Annotated in this window: 25 protein-coding genes; 23 read left to right on the forward strand and 2 right to left on the reverse strand. The window is 45.6% G+C overall.

The genetic code is table 11. The annotated features are described in order from the left end of the window. Positions 1 to 21: 21 nt before the first annotated feature. Positions 22 to 2,718 carry a calcium-translocating P-type ATPase, SERCA-type gene (locus tag ACE1TF_RS02055; RefSeq protein WP_375013845.1) on the forward strand — a complete coding sequence of 899 codons (2,697 nt, stop codon included), beginning with the start codon at positions 22 to 24 and terminating at the stop codon, positions 2,716 to 2,718. A 147-nt stretch (positions 2,719 to 2,865) separates the two neighbouring features. Here ACE1TF_RS02055 and ACE1TF_RS02060 read toward each other — a convergent pair whose 3' ends face one another. Next, positions 2,866 to 3,771 (reverse strand): VanW family protein, encoded by a 906-nt coding sequence (locus ACE1TF_RS02060; protein ID WP_375013847.1) that lies wholly within the window; start codon positions 3,769 to 3,771, stop codon positions 2,866 to 2,868. A 225-nt stretch (positions 3,772 to 3,996) separates the two neighbouring features. Between ACE1TF_RS02060 and ACE1TF_RS02065 the strand changes: the two genes are divergently transcribed. The 14 genes from ACE1TF_RS02065 to spoVM all read left to right on the forward strand — a co-directional run bounded on the left by ACE1TF_RS02065 (position 3,997) and on the right by spoVM (position 18,289). Then, entirely contained in the window at positions 3,997 to 4,878 is an 882-nt protein-coding gene (locus ACE1TF_RS02065) for a YicC/YloC family endoribonuclease (RefSeq protein WP_375013849.1), read from the forward strand. Between the two features lie 27 nt (positions 4,879 to 4,905). Continuing rightward, a complete protein-coding gene (gene remA / locus ACE1TF_RS02070; RefSeq protein WP_042401957.1) occupies positions 4,906 to 5,166 on the forward strand; it encodes an extracellular matrix/biofilm regulator RemA in 261 nt (86 codons plus the stop codon). An 18-nt stretch (positions 5,167 to 5,184) separates the two neighbouring features. After that, positions 5,185 to 5,802, forward strand: a complete 618-nt coding sequence (gene gmk / locus ACE1TF_RS02075; RefSeq protein ID WP_042401960.1) for a guanylate kinase — start codon at positions 5,185 to 5,187, stop codon at positions 5,800 to 5,802. Then, positions 5,803 to 6,000 (forward strand): DNA-directed RNA polymerase subunit omega, encoded by a 198-nt coding sequence (gene rpoZ, locus ACE1TF_RS02080; protein ID WP_042401962.1) that lies wholly within the window; start codon positions 5,803 to 5,805, stop codon positions 5,998 to 6,000. Positions 6,001 to 6,847: 847 nt separating this feature from the next. After that, the gene (gene coaBC, locus ACE1TF_RS02085; protein WP_375013852.1) at positions 6,848 to 8,074 is read left to right on the forward strand and encodes a bifunctional phosphopantothenoylcysteine decarboxylase/phosphopantothenate--cysteine ligase CoaBC; all 1,227 of its coding nucleotides are present in this window, start codon (positions 6,848 to 6,850) and stop codon (positions 8,072 to 8,074) included. Beyond that, positions 8,049 to 10,439 carry a primosomal protein N' gene (gene priA / locus ACE1TF_RS02090; protein WP_375014095.1) on the forward strand — a complete coding sequence of 797 codons (2,391 nt, stop codon included), beginning with the start codon at positions 8,049 to 8,051 and terminating at the stop codon, positions 10,437 to 10,439. The genes coaBC and priA overlap by 26 nt, the downstream gene beginning before the upstream one ends. Positions 10,440 to 10,497: 58 nt before the next feature. Continuing rightward, positions 10,498 to 11,442: a methionyl-tRNA formyltransferase gene (fmt, locus tag ACE1TF_RS02095; RefSeq protein WP_375013854.1), complete on the forward strand. Its 945-nt coding sequence runs from the start codon at positions 10,498 to 10,500 to the stop codon at positions 11,440 to 11,442. Then, a complete protein-coding gene (rsmB, locus tag ACE1TF_RS02100) occupies positions 11,432 to 12,787 on the forward strand; it encodes a 16S rRNA (cytosine(967)-C(5))-methyltransferase RsmB (protein WP_375013856.1) in 1,356 nt (451 codons plus the stop codon). The genes fmt and rsmB overlap by 11 nt, the downstream gene beginning before the upstream one ends. Next, complete coding sequence (gene rlmN, locus ACE1TF_RS02105; RefSeq protein ID WP_042423568.1) at positions 12,784 to 13,884, forward strand: dual-specificity RNA methyltransferase RlmN; 1,101 nt, start codon at positions 12,784 to 12,786, stop codon at positions 13,882 to 13,884. Before rsmB ends, rlmN begins: the two co-directional genes overlap by 4 nt. Before the next feature lie 2 nt (positions 13,885 to 13,886). Then, complete coding sequence (locus tag ACE1TF_RS02110) at positions 13,887 to 14,621, forward strand: Stp1/IreP family PP2C-type Ser/Thr phosphatase (RefSeq protein WP_052363892.1); 735 nt, start codon at positions 13,887 to 13,889, stop codon at positions 14,619 to 14,621. Next, entirely contained in the window at positions 14,621 to 16,564 is a 1,944-nt protein-coding gene (gene pknB, locus ACE1TF_RS02115) for a Stk1 family PASTA domain-containing Ser/Thr kinase (protein WP_375013858.1), read from the forward strand. Before ACE1TF_RS02110 ends, pknB begins: the two co-directional genes overlap by 1 nt. Before the next feature lie 15 nt (positions 16,565 to 16,579). Continuing rightward, the gene (rsgA, locus tag ACE1TF_RS02120; protein WP_042402042.1) at positions 16,580 to 17,443 is read left to right on the forward strand and encodes a ribosome small subunit-dependent GTPase A; all 864 of its coding nucleotides are present in this window, start codon (positions 16,580 to 16,582) and stop codon (positions 17,441 to 17,443) included. A gap of 2 nt (positions 17,444 to 17,445) precedes the next feature. Then, entirely contained in the window at positions 17,446 to 18,093 is a 648-nt protein-coding gene (gene rpe / locus ACE1TF_RS02125; RefSeq protein WP_042401970.1) for a ribulose-phosphate 3-epimerase, read from the forward strand. Between the two features lie 115 nt (positions 18,094 to 18,208). After that, the gene (gene spoVM, locus ACE1TF_RS02130; protein ID WP_042401972.1) at positions 18,209 to 18,289 is read left to right on the forward strand and encodes a stage V sporulation protein SpoVM; all 81 of its coding nucleotides are present in this window, start codon (positions 18,209 to 18,211) and stop codon (positions 18,287 to 18,289) included. 90 nt (positions 18,290 to 18,379) lie between these two features. Here the strand turns inward: spoVM and rpmB are convergent, their stop codons facing one another. Beyond that, positions 18,380 to 18,568 (reverse strand): 50S ribosomal protein L28, encoded by a 189-nt coding sequence (rpmB, locus tag ACE1TF_RS02135; RefSeq protein WP_042401976.1) that lies wholly within the window; start codon positions 18,566 to 18,568, stop codon positions 18,380 to 18,382. Positions 18,569 to 18,735: 167 nt separating this feature from the next. On the opposite strand from rpmB, the gene ACE1TF_RS02140 reads away from it, so the two are divergent. The 8 genes from ACE1TF_RS02140 (at position 18,736) to plsX (ending at position 26,993) form a co-directional block, all read left to right on the forward strand. Next, positions 18,736 to 19,098: an Asp23/Gls24 family envelope stress response protein gene (locus ACE1TF_RS02140; protein WP_042401978.1), complete on the forward strand. Its 363-nt coding sequence runs from the start codon at positions 18,736 to 18,738 to the stop codon at positions 19,096 to 19,098. Between the two features lie 26 nt (positions 19,099 to 19,124). Then, entirely contained in the window at positions 19,125 to 20,792 is a 1,668-nt protein-coding gene (locus ACE1TF_RS02145) for a DAK2 domain-containing protein (RefSeq protein ID WP_375013861.1), read from the forward strand. Positions 20,793 to 20,811: 19 nt separating this feature from the next. Further along, on the forward strand, positions 20,812 to 21,684 hold the full coding sequence (locus ACE1TF_RS02150; RefSeq protein WP_042401979.1) for a DegV family protein: 873 nt from the start codon (positions 20,812 to 20,814) through the stop codon (positions 21,682 to 21,684). A gap of 24 nt (positions 21,685 to 21,708) precedes the next feature. Further along, the gene (sdaAB, locus tag ACE1TF_RS02155) at positions 21,709 to 22,371 is read left to right on the forward strand and encodes an L-serine ammonia-lyase, iron-sulfur-dependent subunit beta (protein ID WP_042401981.1); all 663 of its coding nucleotides are present in this window, start codon (positions 21,709 to 21,711) and stop codon (positions 22,369 to 22,371) included. A 17-nt stretch (positions 22,372 to 22,388) separates the two neighbouring features. Beyond that, positions 22,389 to 23,276: an L-serine ammonia-lyase, iron-sulfur-dependent, subunit alpha gene (gene sdaAA, locus ACE1TF_RS02160; protein WP_042401984.1), complete on the forward strand. Its 888-nt coding sequence runs from the start codon at positions 22,389 to 22,391 to the stop codon at positions 23,274 to 23,276. Positions 23,277 to 23,281: 5 nt separating this feature from the next. After that, positions 23,282 to 25,318 (forward strand): ATP-dependent DNA helicase RecG, encoded by a 2,037-nt coding sequence (gene recG / locus ACE1TF_RS02165; protein ID WP_375013864.1) that lies wholly within the window; start codon positions 23,282 to 23,284, stop codon positions 25,316 to 25,318. Positions 25,319 to 25,401: 83 nt separating this feature from the next. Further along, complete coding sequence (gene fapR / locus ACE1TF_RS02170) at positions 25,402 to 26,007, forward strand: transcription factor FapR (protein ID WP_375013866.1); 606 nt, start codon at positions 25,402 to 25,404, stop codon at positions 26,005 to 26,007. Further along, on the forward strand, positions 26,004 to 26,993 hold the full coding sequence (plsX, locus tag ACE1TF_RS02175) for a phosphate acyltransferase PlsX (RefSeq protein WP_375013868.1): 990 nt from the start codon (positions 26,004 to 26,006) through the stop codon (positions 26,991 to 26,993). Before fapR ends, plsX begins: the two co-directional genes overlap by 4 nt. The last annotated feature ends 2 nt before the right edge of the window (positions 26,994 to 26,995 follow it).

Below are 26,995 nucleotides of genomic sequence, written 5' to 3' on the forward strand. Positions count from 1 at the left end.
CAAGCTGTGGGGTGGGAAGAGATGAAATGGCACCAGACGGATCCATATGCCGTATACAAAGCGTTAAATACGGACAGTGAAGAAGGGTTAAGTAAAGAAGAAGCGGCTAGACGATTACACATCCACGGTCCAAATCGTTTAATGGAAGAAAAAAGCACACCTTGGCCGATTTTGTTCATGGAGCAATTCAAAGATTTTATGGTCATGATTTTACTTGTGGCCACTTTTGTATCTGGGCTTCTAGGTGAATACATCGACGCGCTCGTCATTATGGGGATTGTGCTCGTCAATGCATTGCTCGGCTTCTTTCAAGAACGGAAAGCAGAACGCTCGCTACATGCGTTAAAAGAGCTATCTGCCCCCGAAGTGACGGTGCTTCGTAACGGGAAGTGGCAAAGCATTCCGTCCGCAGATGCGGTGCCTGGGGACATTGTCCAACTTGAAAATGGCGACCGAATCAGTGCAGACATTCGTCTCATTGAGACGATGAGGCTAGCGATTGAAGAGTCATCCCTCACGGGAGAGTCAGTGGCAGCGGAGAAATACGAAGGGTTATTGCATGATGAGAAAGCGCCACTAGCCGACCAACATAACATGGCGTTTGCCGGAACGCTCGTAACGAGAGGGCGAGGCAGGGGAATAGTCGTGGGTACCGGCATGAAAACCGAGATGGGAAAGATCGCCCATTTGTTGCAAACGACAGAAACGGTCATGACTCCGTTACAACGCCGTCTTGCACAACTAGGCAAAGTGCTAATTATCGGTGCGATTTTGCTCACCATTCTCGTTGTAGTGCTTGGTATTTTGCAAGGGCAACCGACGTATGAAATGTTTCTTGCGGGTGTGTCTCTTGCCGTTGCTGCGATTCCTGAAGGATTGCCTGCGATTGTGACCGTCGCTTTAGCACTAGGAGTACAACGGATGATTCGCTATAAAGCCATTGTGAGAAGACTTCCGGCGGTAGAAACACTCGGATGCGCGTCCATCATTTGTTCTGATAAAACCGGAACATTGACGAAAAATGACATGACGGTCACGGAAGTTTGGACTTGGTCGGAACACGTCGCTCTGGACGGTGTAGGTTTGACCGGATCATTTACGAATAACGGCGTACCGACAAAAGGGTCTAGAGATATTCAAGACGTTCTTTATTATGGATTAATTTGTAATAATGCAGAACTAAAACGGACGACCGAGGAAGATCGCAAATCAAACATTACGACGGTGCAACAGTACACATTGAGTGGAGAACCAACGGAGTCCGCCCTCGTACTAGCAGCGGCCCGTGGGGGATGGTTTTATGAAGACGTGTCCCGTTCCGTAACAAGAATCGATGAACTACCATTCGATTCAACAAGAAAAAGAATGACCGTCGTGATGAAACAAAAAGACGGCAAAAAGTTCGTCGTCACAAAAGGGGCACCAGATGTACTCATTTCAAGGTGTACAACGATCCAAGTAAATGGCCACGTCAAACCACTAACGAAAGAAATGAAGCAAAAGTGGGAAAGAAGTGTTAGTCAATTTGCTTCTCAAGCGTTACGGACAATTGCGGTTGCGGTCCGGCCGTTGCCAGAAGGGAACCATGAAGCGGCTGATGTGGAGTCAAATATGACACTTATCGGACTAGAAGCCATGATGGACCCACCAAGACCAGACGTTAAGGATGCCATCCATGAGTGCCGTGAGGCAGGAATTAAAACGGTAATGATTACTGGGGATCACGTGGAAACGGCGCGGGCAGTGGCGAAAAGTTTGAACATGTTGCCTGACCACGGCAAAGTCATGACTGGGCAACAGCTCGATCAATTGAGCACAGAAGATTTTAAGCGAGAAGTCGGAAAAACGTATGTTTTTGCTCGTGTAACCCCTGAACATAAATTAAAAATTGTAAAGTCTATGCAGTCCAACGGCCACGTCGTTGCGATGACAGGTGATGGTGTGAATGATGCCCCAGCATTAAAAGCGGCGGATATCGGGGTTGCCATGGGGAAAACGGGGACAGATGTCGCCAAAGAAGCAGCGGCACTCGTACTTGCTGACGACCATTTCTCGACGATTAAAGCGGCGATTGAAGAAGGAAGAAATATATACGATAACATCCGAAAGTTTATTCGTTATATGCTCGCTTCCAACGTCGGAGAAATTCTTGTTATGCTATTTGCACTGTTGCTTGGCTTGCCACTCCCACTTGTGGCGATACAAATTCTATGGATAAATCTTGTTACCGATGGCTTGCCAGCGATGGCACTTGGGGTTGACCGTGCAGAAAGTGATGTAATGAAACGCGCTCCACGGCATCCGAATGAAGGGATTTTTGCTAGAGGGCTAGGAACGAAAGTCATTACTAGAGGGTTGTTAATTGGTCTTGCAACGTTAGCAGCATTTGTCATTACACTTTATGGAAGTGGTGGATTGCCAGATTTAACGAAAGCACAGACGGTTGCGTTTACAACACTCGTCGTTGCCCAGCTCATCCATGTATTTGATTGCAGAAGCGAGTATTCAGTCTTTCACCGAAACCCGTTCGGTAATCGAACGCTCGTATTTGCTGTACTTCTGTCATTCATCATGATGCTTGCGGTCATATACGTACCATTCTTACAACCGATCTTCTATACAACCGCATTATCGCTAAACGAATGGTTCTTAATTATCGGTCTCGCAGCAATTCCAACCGTTGCTCTAAGCTGGTCTGGTTTAAGAAGGAAACAATAATAACATTATGTAAACAAAAAGCAGCCCTAGGATGGGCTGCTTTTTTTGTGAGAAAGTGAGAGCTGACGCGATTAGGTTTACGAAATATAAAAGAAAAAGGGCTAACGGCCATATTGGCATCATTAGCCCCGAACCCCGGTAATTGTTTTACAAACTCGTCGATGCCCTCACGTTAAATGTAACGTTACCGCTTGATGCATCCACATCTCCTGTGATCATTACCGGAATGTCATGATTGTTTTGAAATTTGAGATCCGCCCATCCCCAACTGACCATCGCATCTTCGCCTTCAGGGACGTAATCGATCGGTAAGGAGTGGTGATGACGTTCGGTAACATCCAGTCCAGCATCGGCAATGGCATTGTATAACGTTGTTGACGTTTGACAAATGCCTCCACCCATGCCGTTCGTAAATTCACCGTCTACGATAACATTTGCCTCTTGATACCCTCGTTCAGCACTCGCTTGCCCGACGACTTCATGGAAGGAGAAAGAATCCCCTGGACCGAGGACGACACGATTGATACTTTCCGTCGATATTCGGATGTTCTCGACTCTACCGGTCGTATTGGTGTTAAAAGAAGTTGTAAAGGAGCCGATCACTTCGGCACCAATATTCTCTAAATCATCTTCTGATACGTTTGGTTCGTTAATGTCAAGTGGAAGTTGAATCTCTCGCCCATAGTAAGAAGCGTCAAGCACGCGTTCTACGAGCTCGCCTTCTCTTAGAATGACTTCGCTTCTTCCACCTTCTAAAGCGCCGTCAATATTCTTAGGGGTTTGCATGGAACGATCATAACCCTCTTCGCCTCTGGCCAAGGTTTTCGCCCAGCCGGATAAATAATCCTCATTGAGTTGGTCTGCCTCTAATTCAACTCGAAAATCGTCATTGCCTTCTTCGTATACGACGACTTTCTTCTCCGGAGCTGTCTTCATCTCATTCTCGGCGTGAACCGAGGAGACGGATGCGACAGAGGTAGGTTGGTCTACCGTCCCGCAACTTGCTAGAAATGCTGTACAAATAATCATTGGAAATAAGGTATGTTTCTTCATCACAAACCTCCATATATATCTTATCTATATTGTCGATATCTTGAAATAAAAGTTACATATAATTGTAATGTCACTGTCATTAATATACCATAAATTGGTATGAAATTGTGAGATTGATCATTGACATATGCCGACAAAATCCTCCTTTCTCATGTCAGAACACGCATAAATAGGCGCGTACTTGTTGTTCTCTTGAAAAACGTATACAATAAACGGGTGGATGTGATGACTGTAATGAAAAGCATGACCGGATATGGTCGTTCCAACTTCTCGAGCGACCGTGAACATGTCATTGTTGAGATAAAGAGTGTGAATCACCGCTTTTTTGACGTGTCAATGCAACTTCCAGATGAGTATTTGGAAATGGAGTCAGCCATTACAACACGAATAAAAAAGCAGATTCATAGAGGGAAAATACACGTTTTGATTACGGTCAAAGCGAGTGAACATCAAAAGCAGACGGTGTCTGTTGATTGGGCACTTTTTGATCAGTATGTAAAGGTAGCTAAAAACATGATCGATCGTCATGAAATTATAGAAAAGCAGCTCTCTTTTGGTGAGTGGCTTTTTCGAACAAATATCATTTCCGAAAGTACGAGCATGGATAGGACGTCAACATTCGCAGCGGACGTATTCAAAGCCGTAGAAGAAGCGATACTCGAAATGATGTCGATGCGTAGTGATGAAGGCAAGCACTTGCAAACAGATATTGAAAAACGCTTACAAAGTGTGAGACGATATACGGAGGCAATTTCAGCCCACCAACATGAAGCGACCGAACAGTTTCGTGAGAAGTTAACGACCCGAATGAAGGAAATGGGTGTTGGCATTGACGATGATCGGTTAATGACAGAAGTTGCGATTATGGCTGAAAAAAGTGATATTTCCGAGGAATTGACTCGACTAGCATCTCATGCAGAGCAGTTCGAACAAGTCATGGGTGAAGCTGGACCGATCGGGCGCAAGTTGGACTTTATTTTACAAGAAATGAATCGTGAGGCGAATACAATCGGTTCCAAAGTAAAGGGAACAGCCATTCCTAGTTTGGTCATTGAAGTAAAAGCAACGCTCGAAAAGCTAAAGGAACAAGTGCAAAACATCGAGTAACCGATGTGCAGAGAGTGAGGGTTTCTATTGAATGTAAAGTTAATTAATATCGGTTTTGGTAATATGGTATCTGCAAACCGCATCATCTCGATTGTAAGTCCCGAATCTGCACCGATAAAACGAATTATCCAAGAAGGCAGAGACCGCAATATGTTGATTGATGCTACATATGGAAGACGAACGAGGGCGGTTATCATCGCCGACAGCGACCATGTCATTTTGTCAGCAGTACAACCAGAAACGGTCGCACAAAGACTGCACTCAAAAGACGAATCTGAAGAAGATTAACCGAAGGAAGTGAACAGCTTGAAAAAAGATCCAGGTCTGTTGATTGTTCTTTCAGGACCAGCAGGGGTCGGTAAAGGAACGGTCTGCAATGCTCTTCGAAGTGTTGACCAACGGGTCTCCTACTCCGTGTCCGCAACAACAAGAGAACCACGTGAAGGCGAGCAAGAAGGCGTCAACTACTTCTACAAATCAAAAGAAGAATTCGAGCGCATGATTGCTCATGATGAACTGCTGGAATGGGCAAAGTACGTGGATAATTACTACGGCACGCCGCTCCACTATGTTCAAGAAACAGTGAAAAAAGGGTCCGACATTATTTTAGAAATTGAAGTTCAAGGTGCAGCGAAAGTGAAACAAAAGTACCCAGACGGTATTTTTATTTTTCTTGCCCCACCGAACTTGGCAGAACTTCGAAAAAGGATTGAAGGCCGAGGTACGGAGGAAATGGACTTAATCAATCAGCGAATGGACGTTGCAAAAGCCGAGATTGAGATGATGGCGCAATATGATTACGTCGTCGAAAATGATCAAGTTGAACGTGCTGTTGAGCGAATCCAAGCGATTGTACAAGCGGAGCACTTAAGGCAAGAGCGTGTGATTGACCATTATCGAAACCAAGTGGAGGTGAATGAATAAATGTTATATCCATCCATTGATTCATTGTTAAAACGAATTGATAGCAAGTACTCACTAGTGACGATCTCAGCGCAGAGAGCGCGAGCACTTCAAGAAACAGAAGAAGGATCACAAGGTGTTGAAAAACCGGTATCAAGAAAATATGTCGGTGTTGCTCTAGAGGAAATCGAAGACGGATACTTGAGCATTAAAAAGTAACAGGGGTTTTCTAAATCGAGAAGGGTGGTTCGCCGCCTTTCTCGATTTTTTTCAAGTTTAGATACGTTGAACGTTAGATTTGCCATATGGGCGCTATATAAGTTGAACTAATGAATGTCACTCAATTGTAGGTTAGGTGTTGTTCTAGGATTTTGTACTACTCCAACTGGTTCTACTTAAATCGTCTGACTCAACCTTAAAAAAGGGATTGGGAGGAGACTGTCGTTCATTTCCTGTAAAGGCGGGCGATCTGCTTCCATAAACGTCTGTTTGGAAGCAGACGTCCATGGATTGGAACTAAAACAAGACCAAAACGGGTATGGTCGGTGAATCTGTTTCCAATCCAATCTCTTTGGAAGCAAAAAAAGTATTCAGCTACCCCAAAATCCTATGGAGGACTTCGCCCGATGATCCCCCTTGGAAAGGTGATGGGAATCAAGTACCAACAACGCAAATCAGGAAAATCTAAAATTCTCACGATATCGATCTCCGCGAAAGAAGGATGTAGGAGTTTTTATAGGGTCGTCATCCGGTATGGGATGACTTTCTCAGATTTGACCACGTGCTCGGCTGATATTGTACCATTGGGCTTGATGGGATGTGATTTCTAGCTGCTATGGTAAGATTATCGATCCATTCCCCGCTCCAACGTTCAGCCCGCATGCTCGGCAAGTCTATGTAGTTCTTTGTAGTTGCTTCACTAGTAACGAATAAACCCTGCTCTGCCGTCAGATGAATTTCTTTTAAACATTATATATAGAAGCAAACGAGCGAAAGCATCAGGCGCGATGAAAGGTACATAATGGTGTTATACTAGCAACGAGGACAAAGAGAAAGGAGTGGCATGATGAAAAACAAAAAGGTTGTACTCTGTGTGACAGGAGGAGTTGCGGCGTTTAAAGCCGCGGCATTTGCTTCGAAGTTAAAGCAAACAGGCGCGAGCGTGAAAGTCATTATGACAGAAAGCGCAAAGCAATTTGTCACGCCACTTACATTCCAATCGTTAACACGAGACCGTGTGTATGAAAATACATTTATAGAAGAAGATGTTGAAGTTATTGCTCATATTGACGTAGCGGACTGGGCGGATGCGTTTATCGTTGTTCCAGCTACAGCAAACTTTATTGGGAAGTACGCGAATGGGATTGCCGATGATATGCTCACGTCAACGTTACTTGCCACACGAGCCCCTGTCTATCTTGCGCCGGCGATGAATGTGAACATGTATGAACATCCAGCTGTTGTAGAAAACATGGACCGTCTTCGGTCCCGTGGCGTGAAGTTTGTTGAGCCAGGCGCTGGCTATTTGGCGTGTGGCTGGATCGGCAAAGGCAGGCTTGCAGAACCTGAAGATTTATTGGCCTATTTACAGCAAGAGCTTGAAGCCGAAACATCCGACCTTAAAGGCAAAACATTTGTCGTTACTGCAGGTCCTACGAGAGAAGTGATTGATCCGGTAAGGTTTATTAGCAATCGCTCATCTGGAAAAATGGGGTATAGCATTGCCCGAGCAGCAGCAGAACGAGGGGCAGAAGTCATACTCATCAGTGGTCCTGTCACTTTAGACGTTCCGGTCGGTGTGACACGTGTCTCTGTAACGAGTGCAGAAGAAATGTATGAACAAACGCTTGCCTATTATGACGAAGCTGATGTGGTTATAAAAACCGCTGCAGTGTCTGATTATCGACCTGTCGATCGAGATGAGCATAAAGTGAAGAAGCAAGACGGCACGCTCACACTCGAATTTGAGCGAACGAAAGATATATTAGAAGAACTCGGAAGAAAGAAGACGAACCAAGTTCTTATCGGGTTTGCTGCTGAGACAAGAGACGTGATTCGGTATGCTGAAGACAAGTTAGAAAGAAAGAACTTGGATTTGATCGTCGCCAACAATGTGAATGACGACACCATTGGATTTGAAAGCGATGAGAATGAAATTACGATTATCAGAAAGGACCGCTCCAACGAACCATTCGCACGTTCAGAGAAGTCCGCACTCGCTAAGAAAATTGTGGAAGAAGCACGTCAGTTACTGAAAGGAGCCGGTAATCGTGTACGCGAAGGTGATCGTTGATGTGCCGGCCGGTGGCGTGGATCGCACGTTTGATTACCGCTTAAAAGAAGAACACATGAATGTGGCAACTGCGGGTATGCGGGTTCTCGTGCCGTTTGGAGCAAGAAAACAAACGGGTTTTATTACTGAAATCACCTCTTCCTCGACGGTGAAAAAGGTCAAATCAATCCATGAGCTCCTCGATGTGACCCCTGTTCTCAATGGTGAACTGCTTGAACTCGGGCAATGGCTCGCAAAAGAAACGATCTGTTTTCAAATTACGGCGTTTCAGGCGATGATTCCTGCGGCAATGCGGGCAAAGGCTCAAAAACAATTGCATCGGCGTGATGACGAAGTTACGCGCTTGCCAATGGAAATTCAAGCGTTATTCGGACAGAAGACGACGATCGATTGGAAAGACGTGCCTCAACAAAAGAAGATCCTCACGCAAATTCAAACAGGGATTGTAGCTGGTCAATTGCGCGTAGGTTATAAACTGAAAGACAGTGCCAAACATCGAGAACAAAAAGCGGTCCGGGTCGTACAGACGGACGAAACGCCAAGCACGGACCAACAAAAGAAGACGCTTAACCTGATTACAAAAAAAGAGCAGCCAGTCGCCGTAGCATCGCTCATCAACGATGAGTCTCTAAGCCGCTCAACGATTCAAACGTTAGTAAAAAATGGTTTTTTAATTGAAGAGCATGTTGTAATTGAACGAAACCCTTATACTGCTGCAGAAGGGGACGGTAAAGAGCAAAAAGCGACACTGACAACGGATCAAACAACAGCAGTTCACGCACTAATACAAGGCGTGAAATCAAATCAAGCGAAAACGATGCTTCTTCACGGAGTGACCGGTAGTGGGAAGACTGAAGTGTATTTACAAGCGATTGAGGAAGTCATTCATGCTGGCAAAGAGGCCATTGTTCTCGTTCCAGAAATTTCCCTTACCCCGCAAATGGTCAACCGGTTTAAACGTAGGTTTGGAGATGCCGTAGCCGTCATGCACAGTGCCTTATCAACGGGAGAGCGGTATGACGAATGGATGAAAATTCAACGAAAAGAAGTGCAAGTTGTCGTCGGTGCGCGTTCCGCTGTATTTGCTCCTTTTGAAAACATCGGCCTCATTGTCATTGATGAAGAACACGAAAGTAGCTATAAACAAGAAGATTACCCGAGGTATCATGCACGAGAGGTCGCTATTCGTCGTAGTGAAAATCATCAGTGTCCGGTGCTCTTAGGCAGTGCGACTCCGGCGTTGGAAAGTTATGCACGGGCGTTAAAAGGAGTTTACCAACTGTTGGAGCTTCCTAAACGTGTGAATGAGAAACCGTTGCCAGACATTCACTTTGCCGATTTGCGTGATGAACTGCGGAGTGGAAATCGTTCTGTTTTCTCTAAAGAATTGCTAGACAAGATTAAAGAGCGCCTCGAACGAAAAGAGCAGACAGTATTGTTTCTTAATCGAAGAGGCTTCTCTACATTTGTCATGTGTAGGAGCTGTGGGTTTGTTGGTATGTGCCCTCACTGTGAAATCTCCCTTACGTATCACCAACGAGGAGAGCGATTAAAATGTCACTATTGCAGCTATGAAGAAGGGATGTATGAGACGTGTCCTGAATGTGAAAGTGATCAAATTCGTTATTTTGGGACAGGTACTCAACGGGTGGAAGAAGAATTGCAGAAACTTCTTCCCGAAGCGAAGATTATTCGTATGGATAACGACACGACGCAAAAGAAAGGCTCACATGAAAAGCTGTTGAAAGCATTTGGCAATCAAGAAGCCGACATCCTGCTCGGCACCCAGATGATCGCCAAAGGTCTCGACTTCCCGAACATTACACTCGCGGGCGTATTAACTGCGGACACACTATTAAACCTTCCAGACTTCAGAGCACCAGAGAGAACCTTTCAATTGCTTACCCAACTAGGTGGTCGAGCCGGTCGTGACGAATTGGAAGGAGAAGTCATTATCCAAACGTACACACCGGAGCATTACGCAGTCGCTCTCGCTGAAGGTCATGACTATGTCCGTTTCTTTCACCGGGAGATGCAGCAAAGAAAGGTCGCTGGTTATCCGCCTTATTATTATTTGTGTTTGATCACGTTTTCTCACGAATATTTAAAAGAGGCGATGAATGCATGTAGCTTTGCCGCTTCACGGTTAAAGGAGCGCCTCAGTGAGGGTGCGGTTATTTTAGGACCAACACCGTCACCAATTAGTCGGATCCAAGATAGATATCGATGCCAATGTTTGATAAAATATAAAGATGAGCCTCATCTCGTTCATGAGCTTCGTGAGTTGTTTGCTCATTACCAACAAGAAATTCATAAAGACAGCCGGTTTATGGCGATTGATCGCCACCCTAACTTATTCATGTAGCCCCCACGCTGTTGGGGGTTTTTGCACGAAAGTTGCATAATAAAGGAAGTGTAAATCAATGAAAATTGTGTTTATGGGTACACCTGACTTTGCCGTTCCTGTCCTTCAATCACTCGTCGAAGAGGGGCATGATATCATTCGCGTCGTTACCCAACCGGACCGACCGAAAGGTAGAAAGCGTGAACGGGTGAAAACACCTGTGAAGGTCGAGGCAGAAAAACATGGGATTGAAGTGTTTCAACCTGAAAAAGTCAGGGAGGAAGCTGCTGTTAAGCACGCCGTTTCTGGCGATCCTGATTTGATTGTAACGGCGGCATACGGGCAATTGTTACCGGAGTCTTTGCTCGAAGCACCGGTGCATGGAGCGATTAATGTCCACGCATCATTGCTCCCGAAGTATCGCGGCGGTGCCCCGATCCACCAGGCAATTATTGATGGCGAAAGTGAAACCGGCGTAACCATTATGTACATGGTTAAAAAGCTCGATGCCGGGGCGATGCTTTCTCAAGAGCGAATAGCGATTGAGCCAACAGACACCGTTGGTACGATGCATGACAAGTTAAGTGAGCTTGGATCAAAGCTGTTGCTTCATACCGTCAAGCAGATTGAGACAGGGACAGCGAAAGCAACCGAGCAAGATGAAACGAAAGTTTCGTACGCACCGAATATTTCTCGTGCTGCTGAACGTATTGACTGGAAGAATTCTGCCCAAGCTGTTTATAACCAAATTCGCGGCATGAATCCGTGGCCGGTTGCACATACGCACTGGCGTGAGGAAATGGTCAAATGCTGGGAAGCAAGTATCGAATCATCCGTTTATGAAGGTGTCCCAGGAGAAGTGGTTCACGTGGACAGAGACACATTGATCATACGTGCAGGGGATGGTCAAGGCGTGAAGTTGCGAGTCGTTCAACCATCCGGGAAAAAGCGAATGCAGGTGGAAGATTATTTACGAGGCAAAGGGCAAGACATTCGAGTAGGAGATTGTTTTGATGACAAATGATGGCAAGCAAAATGCTCGGTTTGTTGCAGCAGAGGTGCTTCACCGTGTCTTCTTTAAGGGTTCATACAGCCATTTAGCGTTGGATGAGGAATTACGTAGTAAAAGCTTGGAAAACGCAGACCAACGATTTGTCACTGAAGTCGTTTATGGTACAGTAAAACGGAAAAATACAATTGATTACATCTTGAATGCGCAGCTTAAGCAACCGGTCGAAAAAAATGACAAGCGCATACAGACGATCTTACGATTGTCTGTATATCAAATGTTTTATATGGACCGAGTGCCTGAGCGGGCCGCCATTCATGAAGCGGTAGAACTCGCTAGCCGATGGGGGCGCAAAGGGTTAAAAGGGCTCATTAACGGTGTTTTACGTAATGTGTCCAGAAAAGGGCAACCGAGTTTTGAGCACTTGAGCGTAACGGAACGGATTAGCTTAACGACTTCTCACCCGGAGTGGCTCGTCAATCGGTGGTTGAACGATTACGGCGAAGTCGAAACCCTTCGTATGTGTGAGGAAAATACGAAGCGAGGGTCAACAACACTTCGCACGAACACGAGAGAGGGATCAAGGTCTGATCTTCAGATTGAACTAAGTGAAGAACACGTTCAAACTCATGAAGGGAACATCGCACCTGAAGCGCTTCGCGTATTGGAAGGACATGCACGAAGTAGTTCGGCATACGAACGGGGGCGATTCACCATTCAAGATGAAAGTTCCATGCTCGTCGCAAGAGCACTAGATCCTAAGGCCGGCATGACGGTTTTAGATGCATGTGCTGCACCTGGTGGAAAGACAACACACATCGCTGAGCTCATGAATGATGAAGGGACGGTCGTTGCTAACGATATTCACGAACACAAACAGCGGCTCATTAATCAACAAGTGAACCGTCTAGGATTAACGTGTGTATCGACGCGTACGAGTGACGCAAAAACGTTGCCCGACCAGTTTCCCTCTCAAACGTTTGACCGGATTTTAGTTGATGCTCCTTGCAGTGGTTTAGGAGTTCTACGAAATAAACCAGATATCAAATGGAATACCGATGAAGAGAGAATTAAAGGCTTACCTGTCGTACAGCAAGAAATCTTGCAACAGGTCGCTCCTTTGCTGAAAGATTTTGGTGTACTCGTCTATAGTACGTGCACCGTCTTACCTGAAGAAAATGAACATGTTATTCGTAAGTTTATGGAAACTCACCCTGAATTTGCATTCGATCGCACACTTAGCGAACGTTTGACGATTGAAGCCGCAAAAACGGGGCAATGTACGATATTTCCTCACCACTACGGAAGTGATGGATTTTATATTTGTGCTCTAATAAAGAAAGGAAGTGCCGATTCGTGAAAACCGTAACAAAAAATAAACGAGACGTAACCGCTACTGCTGAAGGTTCGAAACGGTCGATTTTTTCATTAACGTTTGATGATTGGAAGCAATGGATGAGTGAGAACAGCCAACCGCAATTTCGTGCGAAACAGATGTATGAGTGGCTGTATCGAAAGCGGGTAGAAAGCGTCGATGAAATGACGAATTTACCGTTAGATTTACGTGAGAAACTAAATGAAGAATTTATGTTTACAAGACTGAAAGAAGTGCTTAGGCAAACATCTGTTGATGGAACCGAAAAGTTTCTGTTTGAATTACACGATGGCTATTCGATCGAAACCGTACTCATGCGTCACGATTACGGAAACAGCATTTGTGTTACCACTCAAGTTGGTTGTCGCCTAGGATGTACATTTTGTGCTTCAACACTTGGAGGTTTAAAAAGGAATTTAGAAGCAGGAGAAATTACCGCTCAAGTTCTTGATGTTCAACGTGCGTTAGACGAGACGGGAGAACGGGTCGACTCGATTGTTGTCATGGGAATTGGCGAGCCGTTTGACAATTACGATCACTTGATGGGCTTTTTAAGAACGGTCAATCACGATGAAGGGTTGAACATAGGCGCTCGTCACATCACCGTATCAACGAGTGGTATGGTACCGAAGATTTATAAGTTTGCCGATGAAGGAATGCAAATTAACTTTGCGATCTCTTTACATGCACCAAACTCTGAAATTCGTGGCCGGTTAATGCCGATTAATAAAGCATTCCCAGTCTCTAAACTGATGGACTCAATCGTTTATTATCAACAAAAAACGAAGCGTCGTGTCACGTTTGAATACGGCCTGTTTGGCGGCGTAAATGATCAGGTTGAACATGCTGAAGAATTGGCAGAGCTGATTAAAGATATTCGCTGTCACGTGAATTTGATTCCTGTTAATGACGTGCCTGAAAGAGATTATGTCCGAACATCAAGAGAAGATATTTTCGCGTTTGAAAAAACACTCAAAGATAAAGGGGTACTCGTGACGATACGCAGGGAGCAAGGGCATGATATTGATGCTGCATGCGGACAACTACGCGCGAAAGAACGTGCGGAAGAAACGAGGGAGTAAATGTGGAGATTGCGTTTCGTACTGATGTAGGGAAACTACGTGAGCATAATGAAGATGCCGGAGATTACTTTCTGACCGACGAGTTATTGTTTGCCGTCGTGGCTGATGGCATGGGCGGGCACAATGCTGGAGATGTGGCGAGTGAAATGGCGGTTCAGTCAGTGCGAGAACGCTGGCAAGAGGCACCACCAGCAGCTGAGGAGGAAGCCATCAAACAATGGCTCCTCCAAACCGTTGAAGCTGCGAATCGCCGGATTTACGAGGCATCTGTCGAACATGAAGAAATGAGTGGGATGGGAACGACACTCATCTGTGCGCTCGTGTTTGGCGATCGTTTTATTACGGCTCATGTTGGAGATAGTCGTTGTTATGAACGAACAGAGGATGGCGTACTGCAAATTACGAATGATCATACCCTCGTTCATGAGCTCGTCAAATCAGGTCAGATTACGGAAGCTGAGGCGATGGTTCACCCTCGTAAAAATGTCGTCACTCGGGCACTTGGAACTGAAGAGCATGTGCAAGTAGATATAGGTACGCACCCGTTAGAAGGGACTCGCGAACTTCTTATTTGCTCGGATGGCCTTAGTGACAAGCTGACGACTGACGACGTAGAGGGTGCGCTTGCTTCACCGCAACTTGAAGAGAGCGCTGATGAGCTTTTGCAACTTGCTCTCACTCGTGGTGGAGAAGATAATATCACCTTCATCTTGCTTCGGCAGGAGGGGAGTGCGTAATGATCGGTTCGAGAATTGATGGTCGTTATGAACTGCTAGACATGATTGGTGGCGGGGGCATGGCCAATGTGTATCGCGCCCAAGATGTCATTTTAGAGCGTGAAGTGGCGGTTAAAGTACTGCAACCGCAATACATTCATGATGAGGAGTTCATTCGCCGTTTCAGAAGAGAAGCGCAAGCAGCGACCAGCTTGATTCATCCGAATGTTGTTGATATTTATGATGTCGGTGAAGAAGACCAGACATTTTATATTGTGATGAACTATATTGGTGGCAGTACGTTAAAAGATAAAATTATCGGAGAAGGATCGTTGCCGTTCACTGAAGTTCTTGAGATCTTCGATCAACTTACAGCAGCGATTAGCTATGCCCACGAACAAGGCATTGTCCATCGAGATTTAAAGCCTCAGAACATTTTGATTGATCATGATGGGACCGTAAAAGTGACGGATTTTGGGATTGCACGTGCAGTTTCCGCGGCGACGATCACTCATACAAATTCTGTGCTCGGCTCCGTTCATTATCTTTCGCCAGAACAAGCACGGGGAGGACATGTCACAGCTCAAGCCGACGTGTATGCGCTTGGCATTATTCTGTATGAAATGATTACAGGTGTATTGCCTTTTGATGCAGACTCTGCTGTTTCGATTGCTCTTAAACATCTACAAGAAACCATTCCAAATGCGAAGGATTTTCGACCAGATGTGCCAGAGAGCATTAACAATATCATTCGTAAAGCGACGGCGAAAGACCCACTCAAGCGCTATGCGAGTGTCCAAGAGATGCGCGCAGATGCTGAGACTGCCCTTTTGCCAGAGCGGTTAAATGAAGAGCCACTAGTCATTGAAGAAGTAGACGATGACCAAACCCGTGTGTTGCCTGCTCTATCAGATTTACAATCGGAAGAAGATACGATTGTTGCTTCTGGAGCAGATGAAGAACAAGCAGAAGCACCTGCACCAAAAAAGAAAAAAAAGAAGAAAAAATGGCTCATCCCACTCATTATCATTTTTATTCTGTTTCCTGCAGCCCTCGTTCTAGCACTTGTCGTCATCCCGTCTTGGTTAGCGGTTGATGAAGTTCAAGTCCCGGATGTGTTAGGAATGGATGTGAGTGAAGCGGAGACGCTGTTAGAAGAAAACAACTTGCTCATTAACATTGAACGAGAATTTCATGATGAATACGAAGAGGATATCGTTTACTATCAGACCCCTTCATCAGGGAGAAATGTGAAAGTTGATAGCTCTGTAATGCTCAGAGTAAGCGACGGGCCTGAGCAAGTGGAAATGGCAGATGTGACGGATATGAGTTTGGAAGAAGCTGAAGATGTGCTAGACGGCTTTGAACTTGATGTCAGTTTTGAACAATCTAGCGATGTTGACCCGAACACGGTCATGAGTCAAACCCCAAATCCCGGAGAAGAGGTCGTTGTCGACGAAACAGTCGTGCAGTTGGTCGTGAGCGAAACGCCAGAGTTCACGATTAGTGACTTAACAGGGTCGAGTGAGCAAGCCGCAAGCAATTATATTGAGTCTCATAATTTAAGCGGGAATTTCACGCGGGAACATTCTGATTCTGTTCCCGCTGGAAACATTATTTCTCATGATCCAGGACCGTTTGTAACGGTCTCAGAAGGCAGTGAAATTACGTTCGTTGTTTCTGAAGGCCCCCCTCCAGTCGAAGAAGAGCCAACCGAGACGCGTTATGCAGAAATCCCAGTAAATGTGACGAATCCAGATGCTGGTGATGTGTTCACGATTCGCATAGAGTATGAAGATTTAAGTACAGACGGAGAAACCGATGTATTTGTTGAAGAGGAGATTACTGAATCCGAAGTGTATCTCGTCCCTCTTGAAGTAAGTCCGAGTGTTTCCGGTTCATATACGTTGTATGTAAATGATGAAGAGAGACAGTCAAATACGTTGGAATACGAAGGTGATTAAGTTGAGGTGGAGCATTTGAGGAAAGGTCAAATCGTCAAAGCAGTCGGTGGATTTTATGAAGTAAAGACGAGTACAGAAGTCGTGCGATGCCGAGCTCGTGGATTATTTAGAAAACAAAATATAAAGCCCCTCGTCGGCGACCATGTTGAGTTTCAAGATGACTACGTGCAAAAGGTCTTGCCACGAGACAATGAAATGCATCGACCGCCCATTGCAAACGTTGACCAGGCGCTGCTCGTCGTATCCATTGTCCAACCTGCCTTGTCCTCGTATTTATTGGATCGGCTTCTCGTTCATACCGAGGCGATGGACGTCGAAGCCGTCATTGTACTTACAAAAGCTGACATCGCAAGTGAAGAAGAACTGCAGCAAGCAGCAGCAATTGTGCGTCTTTATGAAGCGCTCGGGTATGAAGTCATTCAGATGTCTGACGACAACACGACAGAGAGAGTGAAAGTAGCGTTGGCAGGAAAAACGACGGTCGTTGCCGGCCAATCAGGTGTCGGCAAGTCAACGCTTTTGAATCGTATTGACGAAAGGCTAGCCCTCACGATTGGAGAAGTGTCAAAACATCTTGCAAGGGGCAAGCATACGACGCGCCATGTGGAATTGTTATCGGTAGAAGGTGGGCAAGTTGCGGATACACCAGGATTTAGCTCGCTTGATTTTACAGGCATAGAACTGGACGTATTGGCCGATTGTTTTATTGAAATTCATGAAACAGGCAAAGCTTGTAAGTATAGAGGTTGTACCCATCGAAAAGAAGACGGCTGTGCTGTGAAAGCAGCTGTGGAAACTGAACAGATTGCCCATTCTCGCTACGAAAACTATATAACATTCTTTACAGAAAAAGAAGAAGAAGAAAAACGGAGGTACTAGACATGACCTATATTGCCCCATCGATTTTATCAGCGGACTTCGCCAAACTAGGCGAAGACATTCGCGCGGTTGACAATGCCGATTTTATTCACGTGGATGTAATGGATGGGAAGTTCGTCCCGAATATCACAATCGGTCCGATGATTTGTGAGGCGGCAAAACGTTCGACAGCGTTGCCACTTGATGTGCACTTGATGATTGAAGATCCAGACAAATATGTAGAGGATTTTGTAAATGCAGGAGCAGACATTATTACGGTTCACGCCGAAGCGACAAAACATTTACACCGCACCATTCATTTGATCAAAAGCTTTGGTGTCCGGGCGGGCGTTGCAATAAACCCACATACACCTGTTGACGTCGTGCGCCATGTGATTCAAGATGTTGATCTCGTTCTACTTATGACGGTAAACCCTGGATTTGGCGGGCAACATTTTATTGACGCTGTTCTCCCGAAAATTCAAGAAGTAAAGCAGATGGCGGATGAAAAAAATGAATCGCTTCTCATAGAAGTTGATGGGGGAGTGAATGAGGAGACGGGGAAAGCTTGTGTACAGTCGGGGGCAAACATGCTCGTTGCCGGTTCCTTTATTTATAAACAACCGAATCGAAACGAAACGATTGAAAAACTTCGTCACGCAGTAAAATAATTTTTTTAAAAACGATGTACTATTTCCTTCTGGGTGAATATACATATAGAAGAATCCGTATGTGCCCGTCAGTAATTATTCTTCGGTAATAGCTGGCCTTCAAGGAGGAATAGTCATGAAATTTTATACGATCAAGCTTCCTAAGTTTCTCGGCGGAGTTGTTCGTGCAATGCTGAACTCATTTAAAAAAGATTGAGCGCCACAACACCCTGGAAAGAAAAAAGCCTCGCGTTATGCGAGGCTTTTTTCTTTCGTCGGTCGTAAAAAAACCGGCTGGCGACGCGGATTATACGCGCTCCACCTTGCCGGCTTTCAAAGCTTTTGCAGATACATAAACTCGTTTTGGTTTACCGTCTACTAGAATACGTACTTTTTGTACGTTTGCGCCCCAACGACGTTTTGATGAGTTGTTCGCATGTGAGCGGTTATTCCCGCTTGATGGTCCACGACCCGTAACGTAACATTTACGTGCCATCATATTCCCTCCTTTACCTTAACACTTCCCTTACTTGCACTGAAACATCTTAGCATAGATTGTGCACAAAAATCAATATGGTTTTCTTAACAGTCGCTTTATAAAAGTCCAGAAATATAGTAAACTGTCGATAGTTCTCATTACAGATTGACGAAAGGAGGATGGCTATGGCCTTAGAAATGAATTCACAACTAGGTACCATTGACATCTCTAGGGAAGTTGTTGCTACCGTTGCAGGAGGAGCAGCGACCGATTGCTACGGAATTGTAGGCATGGCCTCTCAAAAGCAGATTAAAGACGGCATTTCCGAACTACTAAAAAGAGATAATTTTTCTCGAGGGGTTGTCATTCGAGAAGAAAATGAAGATCTAATTATTGATATGTACATTATTGTCAGCTACGGAACGAAGATTTCCGAGGTGGCGTATAACGTGCAAACGAAAGTGAAGTATCAACTTGAAAAGCTGCTCGGCTTAAATGTGGAGTCAGTCAATATTTTTGTACAGGGTGTTCGTGTTACAAACCCGTAGCGTATGGATAAATGAGGTGGTATACAGTGTCGAATAAGATAGACGGCCAGATGCTTCTGGCCATGTTTACTGAGGGAGCAGCGTCGCTTGAGAAACATGCGAAGCGCGTCGATGCTCTAAATGTATTTCCTGTGCCAGATGGTGATACAGGAACAAATATGAGCTTGACCATTCGGTCAGGTGTCAAAGAAATGAACCAAGGCAATTCAGCTTCAGCAAGTGAAGTGGCAAAACGATTTTCGAAAGGATTGCTTATGGGAGCAAGAGGCAATTCTGGTGTGATTTTGTCTCAACTGTTTCGCGGATTTGCCAAAGGAATTGAGCAAAAGCAAGAACTAGACGGTACGCATTTGGCCGAAGCATTAGACGCTGGAGTAGAAACGGCGTACAAGGCGGTTATGAAGCCTGTAGAAGGCACGATTCTTACGGTAGCTAAAGATGCAGCAGCAGCTGCAAAGAAAGCTGTGAAGAAGCATCGGGACGCCGAAGAGTTACTCGCCATTGTCATTGAAGAAGCGAAGGCGTCTCTTAAGCGAACACCAGACTTGTTGCCAGTGCTTAAAGAAGTCGGCGTTGTTGACTCTGGTGGCCAAGGGCTCGTTTACATTTACGAAGGAATGATGGCGGCTCTGCGAGGCGAAACGACCGATGATTACGCAACAGAGCAACCAACAATGGAAGAGCTCGTTACGGTCGAACACCATAATATTCAAGGCGATATGGCTGCTGAAGACATCGAGTTTGGCTACTGTACAGAAGTAATGATTCGCTTTGACGATGAGAAAGTGAAGAAGAATCCTTATGTGGAAGATGATTTTCGTAACACGTTGAGTCAATACGGAGATTCACTACTCGTCGTAAGTGATGAGGACCTCATTAAGATTCATATTCATGCTGAGCATCCGGGCTTTGTGATGAACGAAGCGCAAAAGTATGGCGATCTTACTCACGTGAAAGTCGATAATATGAGAGATCAGCATGCGGCTCTTTCTAACGATTATGATGGTCACATACCTGCCGCGGCGCCAGGTGAGCAAAAAGACTTTGCGCTCATTACCGTTGCGATGGGAAGTGGTGTCAGTGAGCTATTTAAGAGCATTGGCGTTGACGAAGTAATCGAAGGTGGACAGACGATGAACCCGAGTACTGAGCAGCTGACTCGGTCCATTGAACGTTTTAATGCGAAGCATATCTTTTTGATTCCAAATAACAGCAACATCATTATGACGGCTGAGCAAGCCGCTGAAGTGAGCGATAAAGATGTTCGAGTCATCCCAACAAAGTCTGTGCCACAAGGGTTAAGCGCTTTATTTGCGTTTAATGGCATGCAAGATGTTGATCAGAACCAAGAGGAGATGACCGATAGTATTCAACATGTCCGTAGTGGACAAGTGACGACGTCAATTCGAGACACGTCCATCGAAGGCATCGACATTAAAAAAGACGACTACATGGGGCTTGTTGAGAATAAAATTGTTAGTGCAGGTGATCCGTTAAACGAGACACTTGTAAAAGTGACCGAGAAGATGATCGATGAAGACACGGAAATGGTCACCATCATTAGCGGGGAAGACGCGGAACAGTCGTGTACAGATGCGCTCATTAAGCATATTGAAAGCCATCACCCAGACGTTGAGACTGAAGTACACGAGGGCAAACAGCCACTGTATCATTATATTATAGCTGCTGAATAGCAGGGGGGATGGTTGAACGATGACACGTGTGAAGATCGTCACAGACAGTACGGCGGATATTCCTAAAGATCTTGTTGAAGAACTAGATATTACGGTCATTCCACTAAAGGTGAACTTTTCTGAGCAAGAAACGTACTTGGACGGGGAAGAACTTTCACCGGCGCAGTTTTATGAGAAGTTGGGGAAGACGAGTGTGATGCCGACAACTTCTCAGCCGTCACCTTATGACTTTGAAACGCTCTACTCAAAAATTAGCACAGATGCAGATGAAGAGACGATCGTGTTTTCGATACACCTTTCATCCAAACTTAGCGGTACTTACCAAGCGGCGAGCATTGCAGCAGGAGAAGTTGAAGACAAGATTCGTGTTCATGTGATTGATTCTAAAAAGGCGAGTTATTCCATTGGGATTATCGTAGAGGATGTTGCTAGACTTGCTGCAACTGGGGCGAGTGCGGAACAGGTACAAGCGCGAATTGATGAGTTGCTTGAATCAACATCGGTATACTTTCTTGTCGAGACACTTGAATATCTGCAAAAAAACGGACGTATTGGAAAGGCAGCAGCACTTATCGGTTCGCTATTAAAGATGAAACCGATCTTATCACTTTCGAAAGAAGGGGAAGTGTACCCTTTTGAAAAAGTACGAGGCCGCAAGAAGGCAATTGATAAGATTGTCGAGACACTCGCTGCGGAGTATAACGATCAGCCCGTGAAGATTGGTCTTTCACATGCAGTCGCGAGTGATGTCGGTGATTCTGTTCTTGAAACCGTCTCGTCTAGGCTTAATACGGTGTCAACAGTCAAAACAGAAATTGGGGCTGTCATCGGTACACACGTAGGGCCGGGAACCATCGCAATCATGGTGATCCCTGCAGATGAAAACAAGTAAACCTTCGGTTGAGAGGGGATTAGCATGAAGTATCGGAGTGTAACAGAAATTATAGGGCCGATTATGATCGGTCCATCTAGTTCACATACGGCGGGTGCGGCAAGAATTGGTCGGCTCGCAAGATTATTGTTTCATGAGCAACCTGAGCGCGTGAACATCCACCTATACGGGTCGTTTGCAAAGACGTATAAAGGTCACGGAACCGATGTTGCTCTTATCGGTGGATTGTTGGATTTCGACACGTTTGATGAGCGAATCCCACAAGCGAAAGAGCTTGCAAAAGAAAGAAAAATGCGTGTCAGATTCCATGAAGAAGATGCGATAATGGACCACCCAAACACAGTTAAGCTCCGTCTTGAGGCGAAGGAGAAATCAATGGAACTCGTTGGGATATCCATTGGTGGTGGGAAGATTGAAGTGGTGGAGCTTAATGGCTTTCAACTTAATTTATCAGGACATCATCCTGCCCTTCTCATTGTCCATCAAGATCGTTACGGCGTAATTGCTAACGTCGCCAACCTTTTAGCAGCGCACAAAGTAAACATTGGGCATATGGAAGTTTCACGTAAAGAAAAAGGTCGAGAAGCGTTAATGGTGATTGAAATGGATCAATCCGTCACAGATGACATGATTGAATCGTTAGAACGTCTCGAACACATTACACAAGTAGCGAAGCTGAATGAATGATATTGAGGTGATCACTAATGTTTCGGAATGTAGCTGAATTGATCGAACGCACGGATCGTGACCAGATCTCGATTTCAGAGGCGATGATTCGCCAAGAAGTTGAAGTGACCGGACGAAGTCGAGAAGCGGTCTTAGAAGATATGGATGAGAAATTAAAGATCATGGAAGATGCGGCAAAGCGTGGGGTAGAAGAGGATATTCGTTCTGTGTCTGGACTCACCGGTGGTGATGGTAAGAAGCTCGAACAATACATTGCCGAAGGCAAAGGGCTAAGTGGGGACACGGTGCTCCATGCCGTCAGTCGTGCGATGGCGACCAATGAAGTGAACGCCGCTATGGGCATGATTTGTGCGACGCCAACAGCGGGGTCTGCTGGAGTTGTACCCGGTACGCTTTTTAGTCTTAAGGACAAGCTAAACCCTTCAAGAGAAGCGATGCAAAGGTATTTATTAACGTCAGGTGCTTTCGGACTTGTTGTCGCCAACAATGCATCCATTTCTGGTGCAGCAGGTGGTTGCCAAGCTGAAGTCGGTTCGGCAGCAGGTATGGCTGCTGCGGCAGCGACTGAACTTGCTGGAGGGACACCAAGGCAATCTGCTGAAGCGATGGCGATGGCGTTAAAGAATATGCTCGGCCTCGTTTGTGACCCTGTAGCTGGACTCGTAGAAGTTCCTTGTGTTAAAAGAAATGCAGCTGGAGCGGCCATTGCTATGGTAGCTGCTGACATGGCTCTAGCAGGTATTGAAAGCCGAATTCCATGTGATGAGGTCATTGATGCAATGTACCGGATTGGCGAAAGTATGTCTGAGTCACTCAAAGAAACAGCAATGGGTGGTCTGGCCGCGACACCGACAGGTAGAGAACTTGAGACCAAAATCTTTAATATATCGCTAGAGCGGTCGTGAATGGGATGGATCGCCACTCAGAAGTCCAGCAATTAAAAGGTGTCGGACCAGAAGCAGAAAAAGATTTGGAGCGCCTCGGCATATCCACAATCGAAGATTTATGGTTTCACATCCCCTTTCGTTATGAAAATATCGAAATCAGACCGATTGAAGACATTGAACATAATGAACAGGCAACCATCTCCGGTGAGATGATCGGTGAGGCGCGAGTGCGCCGCTACAGTAAAGCAAAAAACATTCTTACCTTTCGATTGGACAGCGGCGGTCACGCAATAGAGGTGACTGCTTTTAATCGTGCATTCCTAAAAGGGAAACTCTCACCAGGGATGACGATCACAGTAACCGGGAAATGGAATCGAAGCCGTGCACAAGTAACAGCCAAACACATTGAAATCGGGGAGCGTCAAGAACGTACTCCGTATGATCCGATCTATCAATTGACAGGCAAACTTACAAATCGACAATTAAAAACATGGATTGCGGATCTTTCCCGTAATAGAGAAGTATTTCCTTTGGAGATGCTTCCTTTCTCTATTCGAGAGAAGTACAAGCTGCCATCAATAGAAGAAACGTTAAGGCAACTGCATCAACCACAAGATGCAGAGCAACTAAAGCATGCAAGGCGCAGGTTTATTTATGAAGAGTTTTTGACGTTTCAGCTACGCATGCACGCCTATAAGCATGCGCTAAGAAAAAGTGAATACTTAGAAGGATTACAAGATGACCAAGAGCGAGTGAGCACGTTTATTCAAGGGCTTCCTTTTACACTCACAGGAGCGCAGGAGCGTTCTCTACAAGAAATTCTATTTGATATGCGCAGTGGGCATCGAATGAATCGTCTCTTACAAGGGGATGTAGGATCAGGCAAAACAGCAGTTGCAGCCATCGCAATGTATGCTGCTGTTACTGCTGGGAAGCAAGCCGCATTAATGGTTCCAACAGAAATTCTAGCAGGTCAACATTATGAAGCTTTTAAAGAGATGTTTGCTGACGATCCAGTGAATGTCTCGGTGCTCACAGGGTCAACGAAAGCGGCGGAGCGTCGCGACATCATTGAACAACTGGAAAACAAAGAAGTGGACCTGATTATTGGAACGCATGCGCTCATTCAGCCAGATGTTCCAATTCCGAAGTTAGGTCTTGTCGTCACTGATGAGCAACACCGGTTTGGGGTGAAGCAACGTCGCGCCCTAAAAGAAAAAGGCGACCCTGATGTTTTATTCATGACCGCAACACCTATTCCTCGAACTTTGGCGATTACGGCGTATGGTGACATGGACGTATCAAGGATCGATGAGTTACCTACGGGTCGAAAAGCAGTGGAAACGTATTGGGTGAACATGTCTTTGTTTGAGCGGGTTGTTAACTTCATTAAGAGAGAGATTCAGAACAAACGGCAAGTGTATTTCGTTTGCCCGCTCATCGAGGAGTCAGAACAGCTCGATGTCCAAAATGCCATCGATTTGCATGCGCAGTTACAAGCAATTCTTTCAGGGGACCGCGTCGGTTTGCTTCATGGACGCCTTCACAATGATGAAAAACGAGAAGTGATGGAACAATTCACATCCCAAAATTTGGATGTTCTCGTCGCGACGACAGTGATTGAAGTCGGTGTGAATGTTCCAAATGCGACGTGCATGGTCATCTATGATGCAGATCGATTTGGTCTAGCGCAGTTGCATCAGCTTCGTGGTCGCGTCGGTAGAGGTCACAACCAGTCGTATTGCATCTTGCTCGCCAACCCGTCATCAGAGACCGGGAAAGAGCGTATGCGCATTATGACAGAAACGACAGACGGATTTGTACTTGCCGAAGAAGACTTGAAATTACGTGGACCTGGTGAATTACTCGGGAAAAAGCAAAGTGGCATGCCGAAGTTTAGACTTGCCGATCCGGTGCACGATTACCGGGCATTAGAAACGGCTAGACAAGATGCAAAATCGCTGTTTGAGTCCTCCTCTTTTTGGGAAGATCCTGAGTACGAAGCGTTGCGAACGGACTTGGTCACTTCAGGAGCGTTGTCAGAAGACAAGCTTGATTAACAATGGTCAACGGTTGATTTTATCTTTGGACTGTTGCAAACTACTATTAGGACCTAGTCATAGAAATGCGGTGCTCTTTAAGAATGAAAAAGCCTAAACATATTCGAAAAAGCGAACTGAAAGAAACGATCGAAGCCGATCCATTTATTACAGATGAGGCGTTGGCGGAACGGTTTTCTGTTAGTATTCAAACGATCCGTTTGGACCGTATGGAACTGCAAATTCCAGAACTTCGGGAGCGAATAAAGTCTGTAGCTAGAGGTCACCACGATGACGTAAAGGCACTGACAAACGAAGAAGTCATCGGTGAGGTCGTTGATTTAGAATTAGATGAGAAAGCCATTTCAATTATGGAAATTACGAATGAACAAGTATTTTCAAGAAATGGGATTGCCCGGGGTCACCATATGTTCGCCCAAGCGAATTCACTTGCAGTGGCCATTATTAATAATGAATTTGTCGTTACCGGCAGTGCAAAAGTTCGGTTTTCTCAGCCAGTAAAAGCAGGGGACCGTGTCATTGCTAAAGCAAAGGTAGTCAAGACGGATGACGGTTGGTCGGTCGTTGAAGTAACGAGCACAGTCGACCACTCGGTAGTGTTTTCCGGGGAGTTTATTATGTCGCGAGGACAGGCGATTGAAATGGAAAACGTATCAAACAAGATGCGGAGAAAAGGGGATCGGCAATGAAAATAGCGGTAGACGCCATGGGTGGAGATCATGCTCCTAAAGCACAAGTAGCGGGAGCCCTGGCTGCGGTTAAAGCGTTTGATCATATTACGATCCAACTGATTGGAAACGAAGAATTGATCAAGCCTCACCTAACAGATCACGAAAGAATTGAAGTAAAGCATACGACAGAAGTGATCACTTCTGAAGATTCACCAACAAAAGCAGTGAGAAGAAAAAAAGAAGCGTCGATGGTGCTCGCAGTTCGAGAAGTACGTGAAGGAAGAGCGAAAGCGTGTATTTCAGCGGGCAATACCGGGGCATTAATGACAGCTGGACTTTTACACGTTGGGCGCATTGAAGGGGTAGAGCGACCAGCACTCGCACCGATGCTTCCGACGCTAGACGGTGAAGGGTTTTTGTTGCTAGACGTCGGGGCGAATGTTGATGCGCGGCCGGAACACCTTTATCAGTATGGGGTGATGGGTGACGTTTACTTGCGACAAGTAAAAAACCGTAAAAACCCACGTGTTGGGCTATTGAATGTTGGAACAGAGGAAGGCAAGGGCAATGAGTTAAGTAAAGCGGCATTTGCCCGCCTACAAGAAGCCGATTTTAATTTCATTGGCAATGTAGAAGCACGGGACGTTTTAAACGGCGTTTGTGACGTCGTCGTCACCGACGGTTTCTCTGGTAACATTCTCCTGAAAACGATTGAGGGAACCGCGGAATCATTGTTCTCTATACTAAAAACCGAGCTCACTTCTTCAACGATGAACAAGCTCGCCGCCGGAGTATTAAAACCTTCCTTCAAAAATATTAAAGAAAAAATGAGTTATTCCCACTATGGTGGAGCTGGACTCTTCGGACTGCGTGCCCCTGTCATTAAAGCGCACGGTTCTTCGGATCATACTGCGGTATTTCATGCGATCAGACAGGCGATGCAAATGGTTGAAGAACAAGTACCCGGTGTGATTGAACGTGAACTAACTTCTTCAGAGGGATAGGG

The sequence above is a fragment of the Geomicrobium sp. JSM 1781026 genome (genome assembly GCF_041949955.1).
Taxonomy (GTDB): Bacteria; Bacillota; Bacilli; order Bacillales; family Marinococcaceae; genus Geomicrobium_A.

Coding starts and splice junctions, on each gene's coding strand:
- rpoZ (WP_042401962.1), top strand. CDS start 5,803: ATGTTATATCCATCCATTGATTCATTGTTAAAACGAATTGATAGCAAG.
- fapR (WP_375013866.1), top strand. CDS start 25,402: ATGAAAAAGCCTAAACATATTCGAAAAAGCGAACTGAAAGAAACGATC.
- ACE1TF_RS02060 (WP_375013847.1), bottom strand. CDS start 3,771: ATGAAGAAACATACCTTATTTCCAATGATTATTTGTACAGCATTTCTA.
- plsX (WP_375013868.1), top strand. CDS start 26,004: ATGAAAATAGCGGTAGACGCCATGGGTGGAGATCATGCTCCTAAAGCA.
- recG (WP_375013864.1), top strand. CDS start 23,282: ATGGATCGCCACTCAGAAGTCCAGCAATTAAAAGGTGTCGGACCAGAA.
- fmt (WP_375013854.1), top strand. CDS start 10,498: ATGAAAATTGTGTTTATGGGTACACCTGACTTTGCCGTTCCTGTCCTT.
- sdaAB (WP_042401981.1), top strand. CDS start 21,709: ATGAAGTATCGGAGTGTAACAGAAATTATAGGGCCGATTATGATCGGT.
- sdaAA (WP_042401984.1), top strand. CDS start 22,389: ATGTTTCGGAATGTAGCTGAATTGATCGAACGCACGGATCGTGACCAG.
- ACE1TF_RS02140 (WP_042401978.1), top strand. CDS start 18,736: ATGGCCTTAGAAATGAATTCACAACTAGGTACCATTGACATCTCTAGG.
- coaBC (WP_375013852.1), top strand. CDS start 6,848: ATGAAAAACAAAAAGGTTGTACTCTGTGTGACAGGAGGAGTTGCGGCG.
- ACE1TF_RS02055 (WP_375013845.1), top strand. CDS start 22: ATGAAATGGCACCAGACGGATCCATATGCCGTATACAAAGCGTTAAAT.
- rpmB (WP_042401976.1), bottom strand. CDS start 18,568: ATGGCACGTAAATGTTACGTTACGGGTCGTGGACCATCAAGCGGGAAT.
- rsmB (WP_375013856.1), top strand. CDS start 11,432: ATGACAAATGATGGCAAGCAAAATGCTCGGTTTGTTGCAGCAGAGGTG.
- pknB (WP_375013858.1), top strand. CDS start 14,621: ATGATCGGTTCGAGAATTGATGGTCGTTATGAACTGCTAGACATGATT.
- rpe (WP_042401970.1), top strand. CDS start 17,446: ATGACCTATATTGCCCCATCGATTTTATCAGCGGACTTCGCCAAACTA.
- ACE1TF_RS02150 (WP_042401979.1), top strand. CDS start 20,812: ATGACACGTGTGAAGATCGTCACAGACAGTACGGCGGATATTCCTAAA.
- ACE1TF_RS02065 (WP_375013849.1), top strand. CDS start 3,997: ATGACTGTAATGAAAAGCATGACCGGATATGGTCGTTCCAACTTCTCG.
- spoVM (WP_042401972.1), top strand. CDS start 18,209: ATGAAATTTTATACGATCAAGCTTCCTAAGTTTCTCGGCGGAGTTGTT.